The sequence below is a fragment of the Marmoricola endophyticus genome (assembly GCF_014644415.1).
Taxonomy (GTDB): Bacteria; Actinomycetota; Actinomycetes; order Propionibacteriales; family Nocardioidaceae; genus Marmoricola; species Marmoricola endophyticus.
In genome coordinates, this window is sequence record NZ_BMKQ01000001.1 from 687424 (window position 1) to 709367 (window position 21944).

Annotated in this window: 22 protein-coding genes; 3 read left to right on the forward strand and 19 right to left on the reverse strand. The window is 72.9% G+C overall.

Annotated features, from left to right (window positions below; genetic code table 11):
- The first annotated feature begins 112 nt into the window (after positions 1–112).
- From IEX42_RS03395 to IEX42_RS03405, 3 genes are all read left to right on the forward strand, one after another.
- Positions 113–1243, forward strand: a complete 1131-nt coding sequence (locus IEX42_RS03395) for a hypothetical protein (protein ID WP_188778235.1) — start codon at positions 113–115, stop codon at positions 1241–1243.
- 69 nt (positions 1244–1312) lie between these two features.
- Complete coding sequence (locus IEX42_RS03400; RefSeq protein ID WP_188778237.1) at positions 1313–2239, forward strand: aminotransferase class IV; 927 nt, start codon at positions 1313–1315, stop codon at positions 2237–2239.
- Positions 2236–2943, forward strand: coding sequence for a sulfotransferase-like domain-containing protein (locus tag IEX42_RS03405; protein WP_188778238.1), 708 nt, complete (start codon positions 2236–2238; stop codon positions 2941–2943). Before IEX42_RS03400 ends, IEX42_RS03405 begins: the two co-directional genes overlap by 4 nt.
- On the opposite strand, the gene IEX42_RS03410 is transcribed toward IEX42_RS03405, so the two are convergent.
- The 19 genes from IEX42_RS03410 to IEX42_RS03500 all read right to left on the reverse strand — a co-directional run bounded on the left by IEX42_RS03410 (position 2940) and on the right by IEX42_RS03500 (position 21846).
- The gene (locus tag IEX42_RS03410) at positions 2940–4223 is read right to left on the reverse strand and encodes a dihydrolipoyl dehydrogenase family protein (RefSeq protein ID WP_229660564.1); all 1284 of its coding nucleotides are present in this window, start codon (positions 4221–4223) and stop codon (positions 2940–2942) included. The genes IEX42_RS03405 and IEX42_RS03410 overlap by 4 nt on opposite strands.
- Before the next feature lie 98 nt (positions 4224–4321).
- Entirely contained in the window at positions 4322–4861 is a 540-nt protein-coding gene (locus IEX42_RS03415) for a hypothetical protein (protein ID WP_229660565.1), read from the reverse strand.
- Positions 4862–4917: 56 nt separating this feature from the next.
- Entirely contained in the window at positions 4918–6033 is a 1116-nt protein-coding gene (locus tag IEX42_RS03420; protein WP_229660566.1) for a GNAT family N-acetyltransferase, read from the reverse strand.
- Between the two features lie 124 nt (positions 6034–6157).
- On the reverse strand, positions 6158–6595 hold the full coding sequence (nusB, locus tag IEX42_RS03425) for a transcription antitermination factor NusB (protein WP_188778240.1): 438 nt from the start codon (positions 6593–6595) through the stop codon (positions 6158–6160).
- Complete coding sequence (gene efp, locus IEX42_RS03430; protein WP_188778242.1) at positions 6595–7158, reverse strand: elongation factor P; 564 nt, start codon at positions 7156–7158, stop codon at positions 6595–6597. The genes nusB and efp overlap by 1 nt, the downstream gene beginning before the upstream one ends.
- Positions 7159–7255: 97 nt before the next feature.
- On the reverse strand, positions 7256–8341 hold the full coding sequence (gene aroB, locus IEX42_RS03435; RefSeq protein ID WP_188778244.1) for a 3-dehydroquinate synthase: 1086 nt from the start codon (positions 8339–8341) through the stop codon (positions 7256–7258).
- The gene (locus IEX42_RS03440; RefSeq protein ID WP_308422193.1) at positions 8334–8852 is read right to left on the reverse strand and encodes a shikimate kinase; all 519 of its coding nucleotides are present in this window, start codon (positions 8850–8852) and stop codon (positions 8334–8336) included. The genes aroB and IEX42_RS03440 overlap by 8 nt, the downstream gene beginning before the upstream one ends.
- The gene (gene aroC / locus IEX42_RS03445; RefSeq protein WP_188778245.1) at positions 8849–10027 is read right to left on the reverse strand and encodes a chorismate synthase; all 1179 of its coding nucleotides are present in this window, start codon (positions 10025–10027) and stop codon (positions 8849–8851) included. Before aroC ends, IEX42_RS03440 begins: the two co-directional genes overlap by 4 nt.
- Positions 10028–10086: 59 nt before the next feature.
- Positions 10087–10818 carry an A24 family peptidase gene (locus IEX42_RS03450; RefSeq protein WP_188778247.1) on the reverse strand — a complete coding sequence of 244 codons (732 nt, stop codon included), beginning with the start codon at positions 10816–10818 and terminating at the stop codon, positions 10087–10089.
- On the reverse strand, positions 10815–11678 hold the full coding sequence (locus IEX42_RS03455; protein ID WP_229660567.1) for a shikimate dehydrogenase: 864 nt from the start codon (positions 11676–11678) through the stop codon (positions 10815–10817). Before IEX42_RS03455 ends, IEX42_RS03450 begins: the two co-directional genes overlap by 4 nt.
- Before the next feature lie 4 nt (positions 11679–11682).
- A complete protein-coding gene (mltG, locus tag IEX42_RS03460) occupies positions 11683–12912 on the reverse strand; it encodes an endolytic transglycosylase MltG (RefSeq protein ID WP_188778249.1) in 1230 nt (409 codons plus the stop codon).
- Positions 12909–13394, reverse strand: a complete 486-nt coding sequence (gene ruvX / locus IEX42_RS03465) for a Holliday junction resolvase RuvX (protein WP_188778251.1) — start codon at positions 13392–13394, stop codon at positions 12909–12911. Before ruvX ends, mltG begins: the two co-directional genes overlap by 4 nt.
- A gap of 3 nt (positions 13395–13397) precedes the next feature.
- Positions 13398–16109, reverse strand: a complete 2712-nt coding sequence (gene alaS / locus IEX42_RS03470) for an alanine--tRNA ligase (protein ID WP_188778254.1) — start codon at positions 16107–16109, stop codon at positions 13398–13400.
- Positions 16096–16392: a DUF6167 family protein gene (locus tag IEX42_RS03475; RefSeq protein ID WP_188778256.1), complete on the reverse strand. Its 297-nt coding sequence runs from the start codon at positions 16390–16392 to the stop codon at positions 16096–16098. The genes alaS and IEX42_RS03475 overlap by 14 nt, the downstream gene beginning before the upstream one ends.
- Positions 16392–16907 carry a hypothetical protein gene (locus IEX42_RS03480; protein WP_188778258.1) on the reverse strand — a complete coding sequence of 172 codons (516 nt, stop codon included), beginning with the start codon at positions 16905–16907 and terminating at the stop codon, positions 16392–16394. The genes IEX42_RS03475 and IEX42_RS03480 overlap by 1 nt, the downstream gene beginning before the upstream one ends.
- Positions 16908–16918: 11 nt before the next feature.
- Positions 16919–18304, reverse strand: a complete 1386-nt coding sequence (locus IEX42_RS03485) for a replication-associated recombination protein A (RefSeq protein WP_373286182.1) — start codon at positions 18302–18304, stop codon at positions 16919–16921.
- A gap of 207 nt (positions 18305–18511) precedes the next feature.
- Positions 18512–19681 carry an ABC transporter ATP-binding protein gene (locus tag IEX42_RS03490; protein ID WP_188778260.1) on the reverse strand — a complete coding sequence of 390 codons (1170 nt, stop codon included), beginning with the start codon at positions 19679–19681 and terminating at the stop codon, positions 18512–18514.
- Positions 19678–20715 carry an ABC transporter ATP-binding protein gene (locus tag IEX42_RS03495; RefSeq protein ID WP_229660945.1) on the reverse strand — a complete coding sequence of 346 codons (1038 nt, stop codon included), beginning with the start codon at positions 20713–20715 and terminating at the stop codon, positions 19678–19680. The genes IEX42_RS03490 and IEX42_RS03495 overlap by 4 nt, the downstream gene beginning before the upstream one ends.
- Before the next feature lie 114 nt (positions 20716–20829).
- On the reverse strand, positions 20830–21846 hold the full coding sequence (locus IEX42_RS03500; protein ID WP_188778264.1) for an ABC transporter permease: 1017 nt from the start codon (positions 21844–21846) through the stop codon (positions 20830–20832).
- Positions 21847–21944: the final 98 nt, after the last annotated feature.

The following is a 21944-nucleotide window of genomic DNA, read 5'->3' on the forward strand; positions in this document are numbered from 1 at the left end:
ACCGCTGCCCGGTCAGATCCGGGACGCGATGTTTGACGTCCGCTACCGCGGGGTAGGACTCTCCCGACGCGGGCCACAGGGGCCTGCTTCCACAAACCCTGGGGTGGTCGGCGTGGTTGATCTCGAGGCGGAGCTGGCCAGCGGGCCGATCGGACCCGACACCCTCCGGCTGCCCGGCGCCCCCGCTCGGCTGCGGTCGGCGTCCCAGGGCCTGCAGGACCTGGTCGGCGTCGTGGACCGCGTCGGGCAGCGCCTGCGGCAGGCGAACCCCCAGGGCGAGGCGCCCGGGAAGGTCCTCCGCGCGCTGTCCCACGTCGCGCAGCGCGCCGGTGCGGTGCTGGACGACGACACCCACACGCTCCGTGAGCTCGCCGACGCCCTCGACCACGAGAGCGAGGTGCTGCGCGACGCCCAGTCCGGCACGCTGCCCGAGCTGCGCTCGCGCTGGCACGCCGCGCGGGTCGACCTGGCCGAGGCCGTGGCCACCGACGCCCGCCAGTCCTCCGACGAGGTCACCGGCCACGCCACCGGCGGTCACGGGTCCGGGCACGGCGCGCACGGGGCTCGAGTCGTCGCCGAGCCCCTAGGCACCGCGCACGAGCAGAAGCCCCACGACGCGCTGCAGCTGGCCCGCGACATCGACAACCAGGTCCTCGACGAGTACGAGCACATGTTCCGCCACTGGCTCGGCGACACCTTCCGGGAGCCGGGCGGCGCCCACTCCGCCCAGGCCATGCTCGTGGGAGGGGCCCTGGAGGAGGGCATCCGACGGTACCGCCACACGGTCCGCGGGATCCTGGAGTCCTGGGCCGACGCGGTCCGACGGGTGGAGCACACCGACCAGCAGGTCGCCACCAAGCTGCCGCACCAGCCGAAGGCGCAGGCCACGGCCCACCTCGTGCAGTTCCACGAGGCCGGCGGGCAGCAGCAGAACGGTGTCTCCTCGCCCACCGAGATCCAGCAGCTCGCGCAGGAGCTGCAGGAGGCCCGGTCCGGGCTGTCCCACGCCGCCAACCGGCTCGACGCGATCCGGCTCGACATCCGCGGCGGCCGGATGCTGCCCCACGGGGAGCGGATCGGCAGCAACGACGGCTTCCGACGGGACTGGGAGGCGCACTTCGACGACCTGCGCGACACCCTGACGGCGGTCGGGCACCGCAGCGACGAGGTCCTCAACCGGATCCGGCACCTCGAGGAGGAGAGCGCGCAGGACATCCGCCGCGCCGGCCGCGCCGACGGCTGAGCACCGCTCCCGGGGCGCCGGCAGCCGGCACGGGCGCCGCACGACGGGCACCCGCCCTAGGGTGCGGCCATGGCCACCGGCACCCACGACCACGTCGACGACCCGCGCAACGCTGAGGTCCTGATCCACGTCGGGGGGCGTCTCGTCCCCCGCGCCGAGGCGACGGTCTCCGTCCTCGACGCCGGCTTCGTGCTCGGTGACGGGGTGTGGGAGGGCCTGCGCGTGCACGCCGGGCACCCCGCCTTCCTCGAGCGGCACCTCGACCGGCTCGAGGAGGGGGCCCGCGCCCTGATGATCGACCTGCCCTCGCGCGCCGAGCTCACCGACGCCGTGTACGCCACGCTGGAGGCCAACGACATGAGCGACGGCGTCCACGTACGCCTGATGGTGAGCCGCGGCGTGAAGTCCACGCCGTACCAGGACCCCCGGATGACCGTGGGGCCGCCCACCGTCGTCGTGGTCGCCGAGCACAAGGACCCGCTCCCGGCCACGGTGCGCGAGGGCATCACGCTGTTCACGACCCACGTGCGTCGTGCCAACCCCGACACGCTCGACCCGCGGCTCAACGCCCACAGCAAGCTCAACGACATCACCGCGTGCATCCAGGCCTACCAGGCCGGGGCGGACGAGGCGCTGATGCTCGACCCGCAGGGGTTCGTGGCGACCTGCAACAGCACGCACTTCTTCCTCGTGACCCGCGACGGCGAGGTGTGGACCTCCGACGGGCGCTACTGCCTGGCGGGTATCACGCGGGCGAACGTCATCGAGGTGTGCCGGGCCCACGACGTTCCCGTCCGGGAGCGGACCTTCAGCCTCACCGACGTGTACTCCGCGGCCGAGGCCTTCGTGACCGGCACGTTCGCCGGTCTCGTGCCCGTGCGCTCGGTCGACGGGCGCACCATCGGCTCGGGCGCCCGCGGGCCGGTCGTGGAGCGCTTGCAGGGCCTGTACGCCGACCACGTCGTCGCCGACGTCGCAGCGAGGTCCCGGCCGTGACCGTGCGCGTCTCGGTCTGGTCGGGACCGCGGAACATCTCCACGGCGATGATGCGGTCCTGGGAGAACCGCCCGGACTGCACGGTGGTCGACGAGCCGTTCTACGCCGCGTACCTCGCGCGGACCGGCCTGGAGCATCCCGGCCGGGACGAGGTGCTCGCCTCGCAGCCCACCGACCCGGCCGACGTCGTGGCGGCGCTGCTCGGCCCGTGCCCGACGCCCGTGCACTACGCCAAGCAGATGAGCCACCACGTCCTCCCCGACGACGTCGGGTGGCTGCCGGAGGTCCGCCACGTCCTGCTGGTGCGCGACCCGCGCGAGGTCGTGGCGTCGTACGTCCGCTCGCGGGAGGCCTGTGAGCCCGAGGACATCGGCCTCCTCCAGCAGCAGCGGATGCTGGTCCACCTGCCCGACGACACCCCCGTGGTCGACGCCGCCGACTTCCTGCGCGACCCCGAGGCGCACCTGCGCTGGTTGTGCGACTGGCTGGGGCTCGACTTCACCGCCGCGATGCTCGACTGGCCGGCCGGGCCCCGGGCGAGCGACGGGGTGTGGGCTCCGTACTGGTACGACGCCGTGCTCGCCTCCACCGGCTTCGCGGCGTACGCACCTCGCGCCGTGGACCTCTCCGCCCACGACGCCGCCGTCGCCGAGGCCTGTCGTCCGGCCTACGACGAGCTGCGCGAGCGCCGGCTCCGGATCTAGCTCAGGTCCTGCAGCGCCTCCAGCACCGCCCGGTGGAGGGTCGGGAAGGCGTAGATCTGGCCGAGCAGCGTCCGGGTCGGCACCTCGGCGTGGACGGCGGTGGTGAGCAGGCCGAGCACCTCTCCCCCGGCGGGCGCGACGACGGTGGCTCCGACGAGGACGCCGCGGTCGGCGTCCTCGACGACCTTGACCAGCCCCCGGGCCTGCGCGATCCAGCCGCGGGTGTTCGCCGCGACGTCCTGCTGCCCGACCCGCACCCGCAGCCCGGCGTCGCGGGCCTGCTGCTCGGTCATCCCGACGGCACCGACCTCGGGGTCGGTGAAGGTGACGTGCGGGAGGGCGCGGTAGTCCGCGACCGGCGCGTCGGCCACGCCGCGGACGTCGGCCGCGGCGATCGGGGACTGGTACATCGACACGTGCGTGAAGGCCCCGTGGCCGACGACGTCGCCGATCGCCCACAGGCCGGCGACCGGCCCGTCCGGGCCCTGCACGCGCATGTGCTCGTCGACGTCCAGGGTCCGCACCGTCGGGTCGAGGCCGACGGTCTCCAGACCCAGGTCGTCGAGGTTGGGCGTACGCCCTGCGGCGACCAGGAGCTTGTCGGCGGTGAGCACCGTGCCGGCGACGTCGACGGTGAAGGTGCCGTCGGCGTACGACACCGAGGTGACGTGCTCGCCGGTGAGCACCTGGATCCCCTCCTCCGCGAGGACCGTGCCGAGGAGCTCGCCGGCCTCGGGCTCGTCGTTGCCGAGCAGGTGGTCCGCGCCCTCGACGACGGCGACCTCGACACCGAACCGGGCCAGGCCCTGGGCCAGCTCGGCCCCGATCGGGCCACCACCGACGACGATCAGCGACGCGGGCAGCGTCTCGACCTGGAGCACCTCCCGGTTCGTCCAGTACGGCGTGCCCTCCAGTCCGTCGACCGGTGGCGCGGCCGGGCGCGTGCCCGGGTCGAGGACGACGCCGCGGGAGGCGACGAAGCGCTGCCCGTCCACCTCCACGGTGCGCTCGCCGGACAGGCGGGCGTGCCCGCGCACGAACCGCACGCCGGCCTGCTCGATCCGCTCGACGGCGGCCGCGTCGTCCCAGTCGCTGGTCGCCTCGTCCCGGATCCGGGCCGCCACGGGTGCCCAGTCGGGGCTGACCTCGGCGCTGCCGGCGAGCCCGGAGACCTTGCGCGCCTCGGCCAGCGCGTCCGCCGCGCGCAGGATCATCTTGCTGGGGATGCAGCCGAAGTACGGGCACTCGCCCCCGACCAGCCGCTCGTCGATGCCGACCACGTCGAGACCGGCGCCGGCGAGCGCGCTCGCGGTCGCCTCCCCCCCGGCCCGAGCCCGATGACCACCACGTCGCAGGAGATGTCCGCCATGACGATCAGTCAACCAGGACGGTGGATGGTCGTCACGAGACGCGTCACCGACGGTCGCGACGGCGTCGACCCGAACCCGAACCCCGGCTCCGGCCACACCGGCGCCAGCGCGCCCAGGTCCGTCTCTCGCCAGGAGCCGCCCGCCGCGACGACGCGGTGGAGGTCGGTCGCGCCGTAGAACTCCTGTCGGCCCTGACCGGCGCTCCCCCGCGTCCGCACGCCGCGCAGCATTGTCCGGGCGATCGGGTCGGTCAGCGCGGACCAGGCGGGGGCGGTGGCGACCCGGCGCGGCACCAGTCGCAGCAGGCGGCCGAGCGGGAGCCGCCCGCCGACCTCGAGGTCGAGGACCAGACCGGGGCCGCGCACGGCCCAGCGCCCCTCACCGGTCGCCTGGACCGGTCCGAGCTCGACCCGGTCGAAGGTGTAGGTCGCACCGACGTACGACGCCACCTGCTCCGAGGGCGCGAGCAGCACGCGGGTGCCGTCCGCGGCGGCCACCATGACGTCCGTGAACGGTCCCCACGGGGAGTCGTCCCAGCGCCCCACCACCAGCCGGACGCCGCTGGTGGTGCCGACGCCGGCGATCCGGCCGCGGAAGCGGTCGGCTACCAGGACAGGTCCTTGAACCAGGAGTCGGTGACGTAGTCGGTCTCCCAGCCCATCGCCTTGTAGAGCTGGTCGGCGCTGGTCGGCGAGTCGTCGTCGACCTCGAGGCTGACCCGGTTGCGGCCACGGCGCGCGGCGTCGGCGATCACCTCGCCCAGCAGCGACTTGGCCACACCGCGGCCCCGCGCGTTGCGGTTCACCCCGATGTACTCGATGTACGAGCCCTCCGCCCCGGACGCGTCGGGGACCATCACCGAGCAGACCACCGTCCCGGCGGGGACGAGTCCGCCGACCGCGTTGCCCTCGGGGTCGACGCTGTCCTCGGTCACGTAGGCCAGCCACCAGTGGTCCCACCGGTGCCCCGGGTCCTCGCGCAGCCGCTGCACGAACTCCGGGAAGCTCTCGCGGTAGTTGTTGAAGTGGTCCTCGAAGGACGTCTCGAGCATCTGGTGGACGACCTGCAGGTCCGCGGCCAGCGGCATGCCGTTCTCGTGGCGGTCCACCGGTCGGATGACCACCCCTGCGCGCGGCTCGAGCTCCGCCTCCTCGGGCCGGACCGGCCGGTCCATGTGCAGCCAGGTCCGCCGCTTCTCGTAGCCCGCGGCCCGCAGCCACGCCACCTGGCGGTCGTCGCCACCGAACGGGCTCTCGTCCAGCCGGGTGCTGTCGATGCCGCGCAGCCTCGCCATCTGGACCGCCGCCGCCTCGGCCCAGGCGTAGAACACGCCGGCGATCTCGTCGACCTCGGCGATCTCGCGGTCGAAGTAGCCCCAGATCAGCGCGCGGCCGGCGGCACGGTCGTGCACGGTGATCCAGGCGCGCGGGACGTCGTCCGCACCGACGGCGACGAGCTGGCGCCGGGTCCACGAGGCCTGCCCCGCCACCTCGGACTCGATCCCCTCGGGGTCGACGTGGGCCTCACCGGTGCCCTGGACCTCGTCGAGGTGGCGCAGAGCGACCAGCGCGTCCACGTCGGCGTACGTCGGCACCCGTGCGCTCCACGGGCCCGGCAGCGCCGGGATCCCGGGGTCGTCGGGAGCCAGCCGCTCCTCGGGCGCATCGGGAACGGGCCCGTGCTCGGGCATGGCCTCGGGGTCGTACGTGTCGTCGGGCATCGCGGACATCATCCCAAACCCGACCGCGACAGGGCTCCGCCGGTCGTGGAGCCGCGGGCGGGCGGACGGACCGGGCTCCGAAGGACCGCCGGGATCACCGGGCCGTCACTACGCCGTCACCGGTTCAGAGAGCGGCGAGCTCGGCCTTGTCCCGCACGATCGTGCCGAGCACCCCGTTGACGAAGGCCGGCGACTCGTCGGTCGACAGGTCACGGACCAGCCCGAGTGCCTCGGAGACGGCGACAGCGTCGGGGACGTCGTCGACCCAGAGCACCTCGAACACCCCGAGCCGCAGCACGTTGCGGTCGACCGAGGGCATCCGTGCCAGCGACCACTCCCGGGAGTACGTCGACAGCAGCTCGTCGATCCGCTCGCGGTGCTCGGTCACGCCGCGCACGAGCACGCCGGTGTAGTCGGCCACCGGGCGGGCGTCGACGCCCGCCTTCGGGGCCACCGCCTGCGTGACCTCCTCCTCGAGCGCCTCGACCGCCGAGCGGCCGCGCACCTCGGAGGCGAAGAGCAGGTCGAGCGCGCGCTTGCGCGCCTTGGTGCGGGCGCCCATCAGGCCTTGACGCGGCCCAGGTAGGAGGAGTCGCGGGTGTCGACCTTGATCTTCTCGCCGGTGGTGATGAACAGCGGGACCGAGATCTCGTGCCCGGTCTCGAGCGTCGCCGGCTTGGTGCCGCCGGTGGAGCGGTCGCCCTGCAGGCCCGGGTCGGTGTGCTGCACGACGAGCTCGACCGAGGCCGGCATCTCGATGTAGAGCACCCGCCCGTCGTTGGTGGCGATGATCGCCTCCTGGTTCTCCAGCAGGAAGTTGCTCGCCTCGCCCACGACGTCCGGCGGGACCTCCAGCTGCTCGTACGTGCCGGTGTCCATGAAGACGTACGACGTGCCGTCGTTGTAGAGGTACTGCATCGTCCGCTTGTCGACGTTGGCCACGTCGACCTTGACGTCGGCGTTGAACGTACGGTCGACCGTCTTGCCGGACTCGACGCTCTTCAGCTTCGAGCGGACCACGGCACCGCCCTTGCCCGGCTTGTGGTGCTGGAACCAGATGACCTGCCAGAGCTGGCCGTCCAGGTTGAGCACCATGCCGTTCTTCAGGTCGTTCGTGGTTGCCATGCGTGTGGGTCCCTGCCTCGCGATCGTGGGTGCCGCTCACGGTGGTGACGGCCGGTCCACTGTATCGGCGGTGCGGCGAGAGCCCCGAATCCCGCACTCAGGGGGCCAGTGCGTCGTACGCCTCCCGGAGGAGCTGTTCGTCGGGCCCGGCCAGGATCGCCGGAGCGGCCAGGGCATCGAGGACGACGAGCCGCAGCAGGTCGCCGCGCGACTTCTTGTCCACGCGCATCGTCGCCAGCAGCTCCTCGAACGGTGCTCCCCGCCAGCGCGTCGGCAGGCCGACCAGCGCGAGCGTGCTCGCGTGCCGGGCGGCGGTGGCCTCGTCGAGCCGGCCGGCCCGTCGGGCCACCTCGGCGACGAAGACCATCCCCAGGGCGACCGCCTCGCCGTGCCGGACCGTGTAGCCGGTGGCCCGCTCGATCGCGTGGGCGAGGGTGTGGCCGTAGTTCAGCGCCTCGCGTCCCGGGTGCCCGTCCGAGCCGCCGGTCTCGCGCAGGTCCGCCGAGACCACCACCGCCTTGACCCGGACGGCCCGCTCGACGAGCTCGCGCAGCACGGGCGAGGCGGGGTCGAGCGCCGCCTCCGGGTCGGCCTCCACGAGGTCCAGGATCGTCGGGTCGGCGATGAAGCCGCACTTGACCACCTCGGCCATCCCGGAGACCAGCTCCGCCCGCGGCAGGGTGTCGAGCAGCGCCAGGTCGCACAGCACGCCGGCCGGCTCGTGGAAGGCGCCGACGAGGTTCTTGCCCGCCCCGGTGTTCATGCCGGTCTTGCCGCCGACCGCCGCGTCGACCATGCCGAGCACGGTGGTGGGCACGTGGACGACACGCACCCCGCGCAGCCAGGTCGCCGCGATGAAGCCGCCCATGTCGGTCGTGGCACCGCCGCCGAGGGTGACCACGACGTCGGACCGGGTGAAGCCGGCCTCACCCAGCGCCTCCCAGACGCGTACGGCCACGTCGGCCGTCTTGGCCGCCTCCCCGTCGGGCAGCGCGAGCGCGAGCACCTCCCGGTCCCCCAGCCCGGGCAGCCGGTCCACCCAGGTCTCCATGCCCGGCGCGTGGACGACGGCGACACGTCGCACCTCGGCACCCACCAGGTCGGGGAGCGTGCCGAGCACGTCGCGGCCCACGACGACGTCGTACGGGGCGGCCGCGGCGACCCTGATCGTCGTCTCAGCCACGTCGGTCTCCCACCAGGTCGGCGACGAGCGCGACGACCGCGTCGGCGTCGAGATTCGCGGTGTCCACGGAGTGCGTCGCCACGGCGGCGTACACCGGGGTGCGCTCGTCGATCAGCTGCTTCATCCGGCCGCGGACGTTGCCCAGCAGCATCGGCCGGGACACCCCGAGACCGACGCGGTCCGCCGCGTGGGCGAGGTCGACCTGGAGGAAGACGACGGTGTGCCCGGCCAGCAGCCGCTGGGTGGAGGGATCGACCGGGGCACCGCCACCGAGCGCGAGCACGCCGTCGTGCTCACGCAGGGCGGTCGCCACCGCGTCCCGCTCCAGGGCCCGGAACCGCTCCTCGCCGTCGTCGACGAAGATCTCCTGCACCGTCCGGCCCTGCGCCGCCTCCACGTCGGCGTCGGTGTCGCGGAAGTCCGTACCCAGGCGGGCGGCGAGCCGCCGCCCGACCGTGGTCTTGCCCGCGCCCATGCTGCCGATGAGGACGACGCGGGGGCGAGCGGTCACCTGAACCTCAGCGCGTCGAGGTACGAGGTCACGTTGCGCCGCGTCTCGCCGACCGAGTCGCCGCCGAACTTCTCCAGCACCGCCTCGGCCAGCACCAGCGCGACCATCGCCTCGGCCACGATCCCCGAGGCGGGGACCGCGCAGACGTCCGAGCGCTGGTGGTGGGCGACGGCCTCGTCGCCGGTGGCCACGTCGACGGTCCGCAGCGCCCGCGGCACGGTCGCGATCGGCTTCATCGCGGCGCGCACCCGCAGCAGCTCGCCGGTGGTCATCCCGCCCTCGGTGCCGCCGGAGCGGCCGGACGTACGGCGGATCCCGGCGTCGGTGGGCACGATCTCGTCGTGCGCCAGCGAGCCCGGGTCGGCGGCCAGGCCGAAGCCGTCGCCGACCTCGACGCCCTTCATCGCCTGGATCCCCATCAGTGCCCCGGCCAGGCGGGCGTCCAGGCGGCGGTCCCAGTGCACGTGGGAGCCCAGCCCGGGCGGAAGGTCGTGCACGACGACCTCGACGACGCCCCCCAGGGTGTCGCCGTCCTTGTGCGCCTGGTCGATCGCGGCGACCATCGCCGCCGAGGCGTCCGGGGCCAGGCAGCGCACGGGGTCGGCGTCGAGACGCTCGACGTCGTCCGGGCCGGGCACCGACCCGGCGGGCGCGTGGACGCGACCGAGCGCGACGACGTGGGACACCACACGCGCGCCCACCGCCTGCTCGAGGAACGCCGAGGCCACGGCACCGAGCGCGACCCGGGCCGCGGTCTCCCGGGCGGAGGCGCGCTCGAGGATCGGCCGGGCCTCGTCGAAGTCGTACTTCTGCATGCCGACCAGGTCGGCGTGACCCGGGCGCGGCCGGGTGAGCGCGGCATTGCGGGCCAGGGCGTCCAGCTCGGCGCGGTCGACCGGGTCGGCGGACATCACCTTCTCCCACTTCGGCCACTCGGTGTTGCCGACCTCGATCGCCACCGGACCACCGAGGGTCTCGCCGTGCCGGACGCCGCCGGAGATCGTCACCTGGTCCTGCTCGAACTTCATCCGGGCGCCGCGGCCGTAGCCGAGACGGCGGCGGGCCAGCGCTTCGGCGATCGCGGTGCTGGTGATCTCGACGTGGGCGGGAAGTCCCTCGATGATCGCGGTGAGCGAGGGGCCGTGAGACTCCCCCGCGGTGAGCCAACGGAGCATGGGCGCCAGTCTCGCACCGCCGTACGACCACCGCGGCACCCGCTGCCCGGCGCGAGACGCTAGGGCGTCCCGACGAGGTACCAGGAGGCGATCAGCGGCCCGGCCGCCACGGCGACCACCGCCCCGCCGAGCATCGCCGGGCCGAACGGCAGCCGCCGCCGGAGCTGCCCGAGGTCGCGGTGCACGACGACGAGCCCGACGCCGACCAGCCCGAAGCCGAGGAACGGCAGCACCAGGCCGACGACCAGCTCCGACCAGCCGACGGCACCGAGCAGCGGGCCGAGCAGCCCGGCCAGACGGACGTCGCCGTACCCGACCAGGCGCGGGCCGAGCAGGTTGAGCACGAGGTAGAAGCCGCCGACGAGCACCCACCCCGCCAGCGCGCGCACGACGGTGTCGAGGTCACGCTCCAGCCCCGCCACGGCAGCGAGGAGGACGGCGGTGACCGGGTACGCCGGCGCCAGGTAGTACGTCGGCAGTCGCAGCGTCGCCCAGTCGACCACCGCCAGCGCGACGCCCAGCGGCACCCACAGCGCCACCGGCACCAGCACCCAGCGCCACCCCGTGCCACCGGCCATCGCCCCCAGGGCCACCGCACCGGTCACGACGGAGCCGAGCCGCAGGCCCCGGGCGGCGGCGAGGTCGACGTAGCGCCGCTTGTCGGGCTCCGCGTGCGCAGGCTCCAGTATCCGCGCCACCAGCCACGGCACGAGCAGGCCGAGCAGCGCGCCGGCGGCCAGCCCGACCGGCCACGCGGCGGAGGGCCAGTCCAGGGCGACGTCCTGCGTCACCCGGCGGGCCGCTCCCGCAGGGCGACCTCGCCCGCGTCGCGCATCGGCGCCAGTGCGGGCTCGACCACCTCCAGCGGCAGGCCGGTCATCAGCTGCACCTGCCGTACCGCCTGGTGGACCAGCAGGTCCAGCGGCGAGACGAGGACCCGGTCCGTGCCGGCGGCTGCGGCGAGCGGGGTCGGCCAGCCGTCGTAGACCATCTCGAAGACCGCGGGCACGTGGGCGGTCGCCGCCAGCAGGTCCGGCGTCCAGGCCGCACCGGGAACGGTCCCGACCAGCAGGTCCGCGGACGTCTCGCGCAGGCCGCTCACGTCCGCCAGGGACGCGACGGCCACCTCCACGCCGCCGTGCTCCGCGGCGACGGCCACGGTCCGCTCGGCCCGTGCGGGGTCGCGTACGACCAGGGTGACGCGCTCGCACCCGACGTCGGCGAGACCCAGCAGCGAGGACGCGGCCGTCGCGCCGCCTCCCACGACGACCGCGCTGCGGACGTCCCCCACGCGCTCGCGGACCGCAGCGGTGATCCCGGGGACGTCGGTGTTGTCGCCGGTCCGGCGGCCGTCGCACAGCAGGACCGTGTTGACCGCGCCCGCCGCCTCGGCGACCGGGCTGACCGAGTCCAGCAGGCCGATGACGGCCCGCTTGAGCGGCATCGTCAGGGACAGGCCACGCCACGACCCGTCGAGCGCGGCGAGCGCTGCCGGAAGCCCGGCCTCGTCGACGTCGGCGCGACCGTACTCCCAGCCGGCGAGACCGAGTGCGTCGTACGCCGCCGCGTGCAGCACCGGCGACAGCGAGTGCGCGACCGGGCTGCCCCAGACCGCGCAGCGCACCGCCACCGCCTCCCCCGCGCTGCTCACGCGATCAGCAGGAGTCGTGGGTGCGGCAGTACTCCTTGGGCTTGGCCACGTTCTTCTCGTGCTCGGCGAGGGTGTCGGAGAACAGCGTCGTGTTGGTGGCGAAGTCGGGCACGAAGTACAGCCAGGACCCCTTCGCCGGGTTCAGCGCGGCCTCGACGGTCTCCTGGCCCGGGGAGCCGATCGGCCCGGGCGGCAGGCCCTGGTTCTTGTAGGTGTTGTACTGCGAGTCGCTGTCCCGCTCCGACGCGGTCGTCCACACGTCGCCCGAGCGCCCGCTGACGTAGGAGACCGTCGAGTCCAGCTGCAGCGGCATGTCGTTCGCGAGCCGGTTGTAGATCACCCGGGCGACCTTCGGGTAGTCCTCGGAGCGATTCGCCTCGTACTCCAGGATCGAGGCCACCGTGATCACCTGCTCGACGGTCAGGTTCTTCGCGCGTGCCTTCGCGGCGAGGTCGAGGTCGTCCTCCACCTGCACCGACTTGGCGACCATCTGCCGCAGCAGGCTCTTCGCGGTGGTGTCGGGGGTGACGACGTACGTCGCCGGGTAGAGGTAGCCCTCCGGGTTCCCGCCCGCCGCAGCGGGGAGCCCGATCTGCGAGGGTTCGGCGAGGAGCCCGGCGACCTCCTGGGTGCTGAAGTCGGTGGCCTTGGTGATCCGCTGGACGATGTCGCGCAGCCGCGCCCCCTCGGGGATCGTCACCTTCTGCTGCACCTGGTTCTTCGGGTCGACGAGCACGTCCAGCGCCTGCTGGGAGCTCATCTTCTCCTTCAACGGGTAGAACCCGACCTGGATGCTGCTGCTGCGCTCGTCCTTGCGCGCGGCACTCAGGAACGCCTTGGACGAGGCCACGACGCCGCGGTCCACCAGCTCGGGGGCCATGTCGGAGGCGGTGTCGCCCTCGGCGACCTGGAACACCACGGACCCGCTCCCGGGACCGGCGTAGTCCTCCCCGGGTCCGAAGCGGTCCCTGAGCTTGCCGACGCCGACGTAGCCGACGCCGATGACCAGGACGGCGATCACGGCCAGCACGAGCGCCGGGACCCAGCGGGGCCGACGCGACCGGCCGGGACCGCGGCGACCGCCGCCGCCTCGCCCCGCTCCCTCACCCCGGGTGAAGCGCTGGTAGTAGTCGGTCCCCTCGTCGTCGTACATCCGACCGTCGTCGCCCCGTCGCCAGCCGCTCGTCGACTGCGCGTCGTGGTCCTCCTCCGGCCCCATCAGGCTGAAGGTCATGGGCGCTCCCCCCGGCTGTCGGGTGCGGCCGGGACGACGACCACCTCGCCGGGAGGTCGTCCCGAGCCGCGCTCGGTGTCCAGGGCGTGCTGGAGGATGATCGCGGCCGCGGTCTGGTCGACGACGGCCCGCTGCTTCTTGCCCTTGGTGCCGCGCGCGCGCAGGGCGGCCTCGGCCGTCACGGTCGAGAGCCGCTCGTCGCACAGCCGTACGGGCGTCGGCGCCAGCAGGTCGGCCAGGGGGGTAGCCATCTCTCGGACCTTACCCGCCGCGGGCCCCTCACCCCCGGACAACGACACGGGCAGCCCCACCACGACCTCGATCACGTCGTGCTCGACAGCCAGCGCGGCCAGCCGTCGCAGGTCGCCGGGCCCCCGCGCCACGGTCTCCAGCGGCGTCGCGATCAGGCCGGACGGGTCGCAGGAGGCCACGCCGATCCGGGCGTCCCCCGGGTCGACACCGAGCCGCCTGCCGGCACGCACGACTCAGTGCACCTGCGCCGACGCCTGGGCGACCAGCGCGCGTACCGCGTCCAGCGCCGCGGCCGCCTGGGACGCGTCGTTCCCACCGCCCTGCGCGAGGTCCGCCTTGCCACCGCCCTTGCCGCCGAGCACACCGCACGCGGTGCGGACGAGGTCACCCGCCGCGAGACCGCGCGCCTGGGCCGCGTCGTTCAGCGCGACCACGACAGCAGGCTTGTCGTCCTTCACCCCGACCAGGGCGACGACGGCCGGACGCTCCGACGCCATGCGACCCCGCACGTCCAGCGCCAGCGTGCGGACGTCGCCGCCGCCCGCACCCTCGACCGTACGACCGGCCCAGGCGATCCCGTCGACGTCCTCGGCGTCGTCCGCGAACGTGCCGGCCGAGGCCAGCAGCTGCGCGGTGCGCGCGTGCTCGATCTCCCTCTCCGCGACCCGCACCCGCTCGACGAGGTCGCCGACCCGGCCCACCAGGTCGTCGGGACGGGTCTTGAGCAGCGTCGTGAGCTGCGCGACCAGGTCGCGCTCGCGGGCGAGGTAGGCGAAGCCCTCCACACCGGTGTACGCCTCGATGCGCCGGCTGCCCGAGCCCACCGACGACTCGCCGGTGACCACGAGCGTGCCGATCTGGCTGGAGTGCTCGACGTGGGTGCCGCCGCACAGCTCGCGCGACCACGGGCCGCCGATCTCGACGACGCGCACCTGCCCGGCGTCGTAGGTCTCCCCGAACAGCGCGATCGCGCCCCACTCCTTGGCCTCGGGCAGGGTCATGTACTGCCACCCGACCGGCAGGTCCGCGCGCAGCGCGCGGTTCGAGACCTCCTCGATCCGGGCCAGCTGCTCGGGGTCGAGCGCGGCGTTCCAGCCGAAGTCCAGGCGCAGGTAGCCCGGCCGGTTGTAGGACCCGCTCTGCAGCGCCGAGGGTCCGAGCACCTCGCGCAGCGCGGCGTGCACGACGTGCGTGCCGGAGTGCGCCTGGCGCGCGCCCGTGCGCCACTCCTCGTCGACCTGGGCGTGGAGGGTCTCCCCCGACCCGAGGTCGAGCTCGCCGTCGACGACCCGGACCTGGTGGGTGACCAGGCCGCGCACCGGACGCTGCACGTCGAGGACCTCCAGCCGGCCGTGCGGCAGCTCGATGATCCCCGCGTCGGCCTCCTGGCCACCGGACTCGGCGTAGAACGGCGTGCGGTCCAGCACCAGCTCGCCGATGTCGCCCTCGCCGAGCCGCTGGACCGGCGTCCCGCCGCTGAACAGCGCCAGCGGCCGGGACTCGGTGCTCAGCGTCTCGTACGCCAACCAGTCCGTCGGGCCGTGCTCGTCGAGGACGGAGCGGTAGATCGCGGTGTCGGCGTGCTGCCCCTTCTTGGCCCGGGCGTCGGCCTTGGCCCGCTCGCGCTGCTCGCTCATCAGCGACCGGAAGCCGGCCTCGTCGACGGACAGGCCGGTCTCGGAGGCCATCTCCAGGGTCAGGTCGATCGGGAAGCCGTACGTGTCGTGAAGCGCGAACGCCTGCGCGCCGGCCAGCTCGGTCCCGCCGCCGCCCTTCACCTCCGCGGCCGCCTGGTCGAAGATCGCCGTCCCGGCCTGCAGCGTCTTGCGGAACGCCTCCTCCTCGGCGTACGCGACCCGCGCGATCCGGTCCCAGTCGGTGAGCAGCTCGGAGTACGTCTGCCCCATCAGGTCGCGGCTGACCGGCATCAGCTCGGGCAGCACGACGTCCTCGGTGCCGAGCAGCCGCATCGAGCGCACCGCCCGGCGCAGCAGACGGCGCAGGACGTAGCCGCGGCCCTCGTTGCCGGGCGTCACGCCGTCGCCGATCAGCATCATCGAGCTGCGGACGTGGTCGGAGACGACCCGGAACCGCACGTCGTCGAGCGGGTCGGCGCCGTACCGGCGGCCGGCGAGCTCCTCCGCCCGGACGATCACCGGGCGCATGGTGTCGATCTCGTACATGTTCTCGACGCCCTGCAGCAGCATCGCGATCCGCTCGAGGCCCATGCCGGTGTCGATGTTCTTGTGCGGCAGCGGGCCGGCGATGTCGAAGTCGGACTTCGAGCGCACCGCGGAGAGGTCCTCCTGCATGAAGACCAGGTTCCAGACCTCCAGCAGCCGGTCCTCCAGCTCGACCGGCATGTCCGGCCCCAGCGCGGAGGGGTCGAAGTCCGGGCCGTACTCCGGGCCCCGGTCGTAGAGGATCTCCGAGCACGGTCCGCCCGGGCCGGGCACGCCCATCGACCAGTAGTTCTCCTTGCGCCCCAGGCGGAGGATCCGCTCCCGGGGCAGGCCGGTGACCTTCACCCAGAGCTCGAGCGCGTCGGCGTCCTCGGCGTACACGCTCGGGTAGAGCCGGGACTCCTCCAGCCCCCAGCCCCCGTCGGCGACCGGCGTGGTCACCAGCGCCCAGGCGAGCTCGATGGCCCGCTCCTTGAAGTAGTCGCCGAAGGAGAAGTTGCCGCACATCTCGAAGAACGTGCCGTGCCGGGTGGTCTTGCCGACGTCCTCGATGTCGGGGGTGCGGATGCACTTCTGCACGCTCGTCGCCCGCGGCCACGGCGGTGACTCCTGGCCGAGGAAGTACGGCTTGAACGGCACCATCCCGGCGTTCACGAACAGCAGCGTGGGGTCGTCGACGAGCAGCGAGGCCGACGGGACCCGCTCGTGACCCGCGCGCTCGAAGTGGGCAGCGAAGGCCGCCCTGATCTCACTGCTGTCCATCGTCAGGCCCCTCCTCCGGGCCGTCCTGCTCTCGTCCGTCGCTCTCACCCGGCAGCTGCCGGCGCTCCTCGTGCGCCTCGAGCCGGGCCATCCGCGTCCGCAGCTCGGACTCCTTCTCGTCCATCCCGGCCCGGACCTCGTCGGTGAACATCTCCCAGCCGAGCTGGAGACCTGCCACCCGGTCGCTGAACCCCTCGGGAGTCAGTGCCTCGGCCGCCCGGCGCGCCTTGAACGCGACGTAGAGGCCGGCGCCCGCGCCGGCCACGAACCACAGCGGCCGCATCAGACGCGCTCCGCGGCGGGCTCTCGCACCGTCTCCTGTGCCGTCTCGTGAGCGGTCTCCCCGGCCCGCTCGCGGGCCTTCATCTCGCGCCACGCGACCCGCATCTCCTGGCGGCGCACCTTCCGGGAGCGGCGCACCTCCTGGCGCACCTCGAAGCCGATCCGGTTGCGGTTGGCCGGGGACAGCGCGCGACGCAGCCCGTGGACCAGGGCGACCACCTTCACCAGCGGCTCGCCCAGTGTCGCCGAGAGCACCACCGAGTCACGCACCGTGGGGCGCTGGTCCTCCTCGTCGCGCAGGTCCGGCTCGCCGACGCGAGTGATGAGGTACTCCACCTCCGCGGATGTCCCCTCCGCAGGGAGCCGAGGGGGCGCTTGGTCCTGGACGGGCGCCGACTCGGGAACAGCCGTGTCGGCCGTCGCGACTGCGAGGCGGCGGTGCAGGGCGACGACGTACCCGGCCAGCAGCAGCACCGCCACCGCCAGCCCGCCGATCACCCAGGTCTGCCACGTCACAGATGAGGACCCTACCGACCGCGCACCATCCGACGCACACGCTCCCAGCGCTCCTTGACGCTCGCCTCGGCACCGTGGCTGGTCGGCTCGTAGTAGTGCGCGTCCGCCAGCTCGTCGGGCGCGTACTGCTGCTCGGCGACGGCGTACGGCGCGTCGTGGGCGTAGGTGTAGCGCGTGCCGTGCCCCAGGTCCTTGGCTCCGGGGTAGTGCGCGTCGCGCAGGTGCGGCGGCACCGCGCCGACCAGACCGCGTCGTACGTCGGCCTGCGCAGCGTCGATCGCACGGGTCACGGCGTTGGACTTCGGGGCGACGGCCAGCGCGATCGTCGCCTGGGCGAGCGTCAGCCGCCCCTCCGGCATCCCGATCAGCTGCACGGTCTGCGCGGCGGCGACCGCGGTGGTCAGGGCGGTCGGATCGGCCAGCCCGACGTCCTCGCTGGCCAGGATCACCAGGCGACGCGCGATGAACCGCGGGTCCTCCCCGGCCTCGATCATCCGGGCGAGGTAGTGCAGCGCCGCATCGGCGTCCGAGCCGCGCACCGACTTGATGAACGCGCTGGTGACGTCGTAGTGCTGGTCGCCCTGCCGGTCGTACCTCACCGCGGCCCGGTCCACCGCGCGCTCGGTCGTGGCGAGGTCGATGGTCTCCGCCTGCGCGGAGATCGCCGCTCCCGCGGCGGCCTCGAGGTAGGTCAGCCCACGTCGTGCGTCGCCGCCGGCGAGCCGGACCAGGTGCTTGCGCGCGTCCTCGTCGAGGGTGACCTGGCCCGCGAGCCCCCGTTCGGCGACCAGGGCGGCGTCGATCAGGGCGGCCACGTCGTCGTCGGTCAACGGCTCGAGGGTGAGCAGCAGCGAGCGTGAGAGCAGGGGCGAGATGACGGAGAAGAACGGGTTCTCGGTCGTCGCGGCGACCAGCGTCACCCAGCGGTTCTCCACGCCGGGCAGCAGCGCGTCCTGCTGGGCCTTGGTGAACCGGTGCACCTCGTCGACGAAGAGGACCGTCTCCTCGCCGGAGCGGGCCAGCCGGTTGCGCGCGGTGTCGATCGCCGCCCGCACCTCCTTGACCCCGGCCGCGACCGCCGAGACCTCGACGAAGTGGCGGTTGGTCTGCTGGCTGACGATCGAGGCGATCGTGGTCTTGCCGGTCCCCGGCGGCCCCCACAGCAGCAGCGACATCGGCTGGTCTCCCTCGACCAGCCGGCGCAGCGGCGCGCCGGGCGCGAGCAGGTGCTGCTGACCGGCCAGCTCGTCGAGCGTGCGCGGACGCATCCGCACCGCCAGCGGCGCCGAGGAGTGCGCGTTGCCGGCGAGCGTCCCCGCCCCGGGCCCCGCCGCACGCGCCGCGGGAGCGGGCGTCGGCAGGTCCAGCAGCGGCTCGTCCGCGTCGGTCCCGGTCACCGGATCACCCTACGGCCGGCGTACGACACCCCGACCGCGTACCGCACCCCGAGGCCGGCGACCGTCGTGGTCTCGACGTCGTCCCTCGCTGGCGCTCGGTCGGGCTCGACCACCTCGGGCCAGGTGGTCGAGCAGCGAGCACCAGCGAGCGCGACGAGACCCCGCGACCCCACACGACCACCGGAGGTCGAGCCTGTCGAGACCTGCTCAGGCGCCCGTCCGCTGTCCGGTGCTCAGGTCCAGCCAGGTGTCCTCGAAGCCCGGACCGGCGGACTCGACCACCGTCCCGCCGGTCGCAGCACCCTCGACGTCGATCCCGGTCACCGGCACCGCCGGGTGGTGTCCGAGCTCGCCGGCGAAGTGGCAGGCGACCTTGTGCCGCGGGCCGACCTGCATCAGCGGCGGCTCGACCTTCGCGCAGACGTCCTTCGCGATCGGGCAGCGCGTGCGGAAACGGCAGCCCGACGGGGGGTTGATCGGGCTGGGGACGTCACCCTGCAGGCGAATCCGCTCCCGCCGACCACCGACGGCCGCCTGACGGACGTCGGGCACCGCGGAGAGCAGCGCCTGGGTGTACGGGTGCAGCGGCCGGGTGTAGAGCGACTCGCGGTCGGCGACCTCGACGATCTTGCCGAGGTACATCACCGCGATCTCCGGGCAGAAGTGCCGCACGATGGCCAGGTCGTGGGCGATGAAGAGGAAGGCGATGTCGAACTCGCGCTGCAGGTCCTGAAGCAGGTTGATCACCTGCGCCTGGATCGACACGTCCAGCGCGGAGACCGGCTCGTCGGCGACCAGCAGCTTCGGCTGCAGGGTCAGCGCGCGAGCGATCCCGATGCGCTGGCGCTGCCCGCCGGAGAACTCGTGCGGGTAGCGGTTCACGTGCTCGGGGTTGAGCCCGACGATCTCCAGCAGCTCCTTGACCCGCGGCATCACACCGTCCTTGCCGGTGATCTTGTGGATCACCAGCGGGGCACCGATGATCTGGCCGACCGTGTGGCGCGGGTTCAGCGAGGTCGCCGGGTCCTGGAAGATCATCTGGATCTCGCGGCGCAACGGCATCAGCTGCCGCGGCGAGAAGCCGGCGATGTCCTCGCCCTCGAAGCCGATCGATCCGCCGGTCGGCTTGTAGAGGCGGGTGATCAGCCGGCCGGTGGTCGACTTGCCGCACCCCGACTCCCCCACCAGTCCCAGCGAGCCGCCCTTCGGCACCTCGAAGGAGACCCCGTCGACAGCCTGCACGTGACCGATCGTGCGGCGGATGACCCCCCGGCTCTTGACCGGGAAGTACATCTGCAGGTCCTCGACCGAGAGGATCGGCTCGACACCCGACCCCGACGGGCGGGCGTGCTTCGGCGCGGCGCTGGTCGTGCTCACTTCTCGGTCTCCTCGATCGGCTCACCCGTCATGTCGGCCTGCATCTCCGGCACGACCTCCTCGGCGTACACCGCCGCCGGGTCCGGCAGGTGACAGCGGCGCACGTGGAAGCCCCCGGACTTGGCCGGGGTCAGCTCGGGCAGGTCGGTGGTGCACAGGCTTCCCGGCACCTTGTCGCGGTAGGTGCACCGCGGGTGGAAGGCGCAACCCGTGGGCGGGTTGAGCAGGCTCGGCGGGTTGCCCGGGATCGGCACCAGCCGAGCGTCGGTGTCGCCGGTGACGTCCGGCACGCTGGAGAGCAGGCCCCAGGTGTAGGGCATCTCCGGGTTGGTGAGGATCTGCTTGGTGGGGCCGTACTCCACGCACCGGCCGGCGTACATCACCAGCACCTCGTCGGCCATCTCGGCCACGACACCCAGGTCGTGGGTGATGATGACGATGGCGGAGTTGAACTCCTTCTGCAGGTCCTGGAGCAGGTCGAGGATCTGCGCCTGGACGGTGACGTCCAGCGCCGTCGTCGGCTCGTCGGCGATCAGCAGGCCCGGGTCGTTGATCAGGCCCATGGCGATCATCGCGCGCTGGCGCATGCCGCCGGAGTACTGGTGCGGGTAGTCGTCGACGCGCCGGTCCGGCTGCGGGATCCCGACCCGGTCGAGCATCTCGATCGCCCGGGCTCGCGCCTGCTTGCGGTTGACGTCGTTGTGGACCCGGTACGCCTCGGCGATCTGGTTGCCGACCGTGTAGTACGGGTGCATCGCCGAGAGCGGGTCCTGGAAGATCATCGAGACCTCACGCCCGCGACGCAGCCGCATCTCCTCGTCGCTGAGGCTGAGCAGGTCGGTGCCGTCGAGCAGGATCTCGCCGGACACCATCGCCCGCGAGCCCCGGTGCAGTCCGAGGATGGTCGAGCTGGACACGGACTTGCCCGAGCCGGACTCGCCGACGATCCCGAGCGTGCGGCCCCGCTCGAGACCGAAGCTGAGGCCGTCGGTCGCCTTGACGACCCCGTCCGGCGTCGGGAAGTGGACTTTCAGGTCGCGGACGGAGAGGAACGGCGTGCCCGACGCGCCGGCGCCGGTGCCGACGCCCTGGGCGAGGGTGGGGGTGCTGCTGCTCACGAGGAGATCACCTGTCCTAGTCTGCCGCGCTCAGCCAACGCGGACGCGCGGGTCGATGACGGCGTACAGGATGTCGACGACGATGTTGGCGAGGATCACGAAGGTGGCCAGCAGGATCACCAGACCCACCAGTGTGGGGAGGTCGTAGGTGTTCACCGCGACCACGGCCAGCTTCCCCAGGCCGTTGAAGTTGAAGACGGTCTCGGTGATGATCGCGCCGCCCAGCAGGCTGGCGAAGTCGAGGCCTGCCATCGTCACCAGCGGGGTCAGCGCGGCGCGCAGCGCGTGCTTGAACAGCACCCGGGACTGGCGCACACCCTTGGCTCGTGCCGTGCGCAGGTAGTCCTCACCCATCGACTCCAGGACGAAGGCGCGCGTCATCCGGACGTAGCCGGCCATGTAGAACAGCGCGAGCGTGAACGCCGGGAGCAGCAGGTTGTACGCCCAGGCGCCTATGCCTCCCTCGGCTATCGACATGTAGTCGGGCACCTCGAAGACGCGCCACTTGATGGCGACGAACTGCAAGAAGAGCTGGCCGATGAAGAACGTCGGGAAGGCGAAGAAGACCAGTGCGATCCCGACGATCCCGCGGTCGAGCAACCGACCTTTGAACAGCGCCGCGATGACGCCGAACAGCACCCCGCCGATGATCCACATGATGAACGCGAAGATGGCGATCGACACCGAGACCGGTATCGCCTCCTTGAACTCCTTGTTCACCGTGCTCGTGGACACGACGGAGTAGCCCAGGCACCCGGTCGGGCAGTCGGTGACCAGCTTGGGCGCCGCCTTGCGCAGCGCCGGGTCGTCGGGGAACTGGCGTCCCGTGACGACGCCCTTGACGAAGTCGGACCACTGGACGACCGGTGACTTGTCGAAGCCGAGGGCCTTGGAGGTCTGCGCCTGCTGGGCCTCTGAGCAGTTCTTCCCGCAGGCGAAGCGGGCCGGGTCGAGCGGGCCTGCGAAGAACAGCAGGAACGTCACCAGGCTCATCACCAGCAGCATGATCACGCCGACGAAGAGACGGCGGATGACGTAGGCGAACACGGGATTCCCCTTGGAGGGTGGAGGAGGGCTGTCGTGCGTGTGTCAGCTCGTGGCTCACACGCACCGGTGGTGCCGGTGGCCGGACGAGTCGCCCGGCC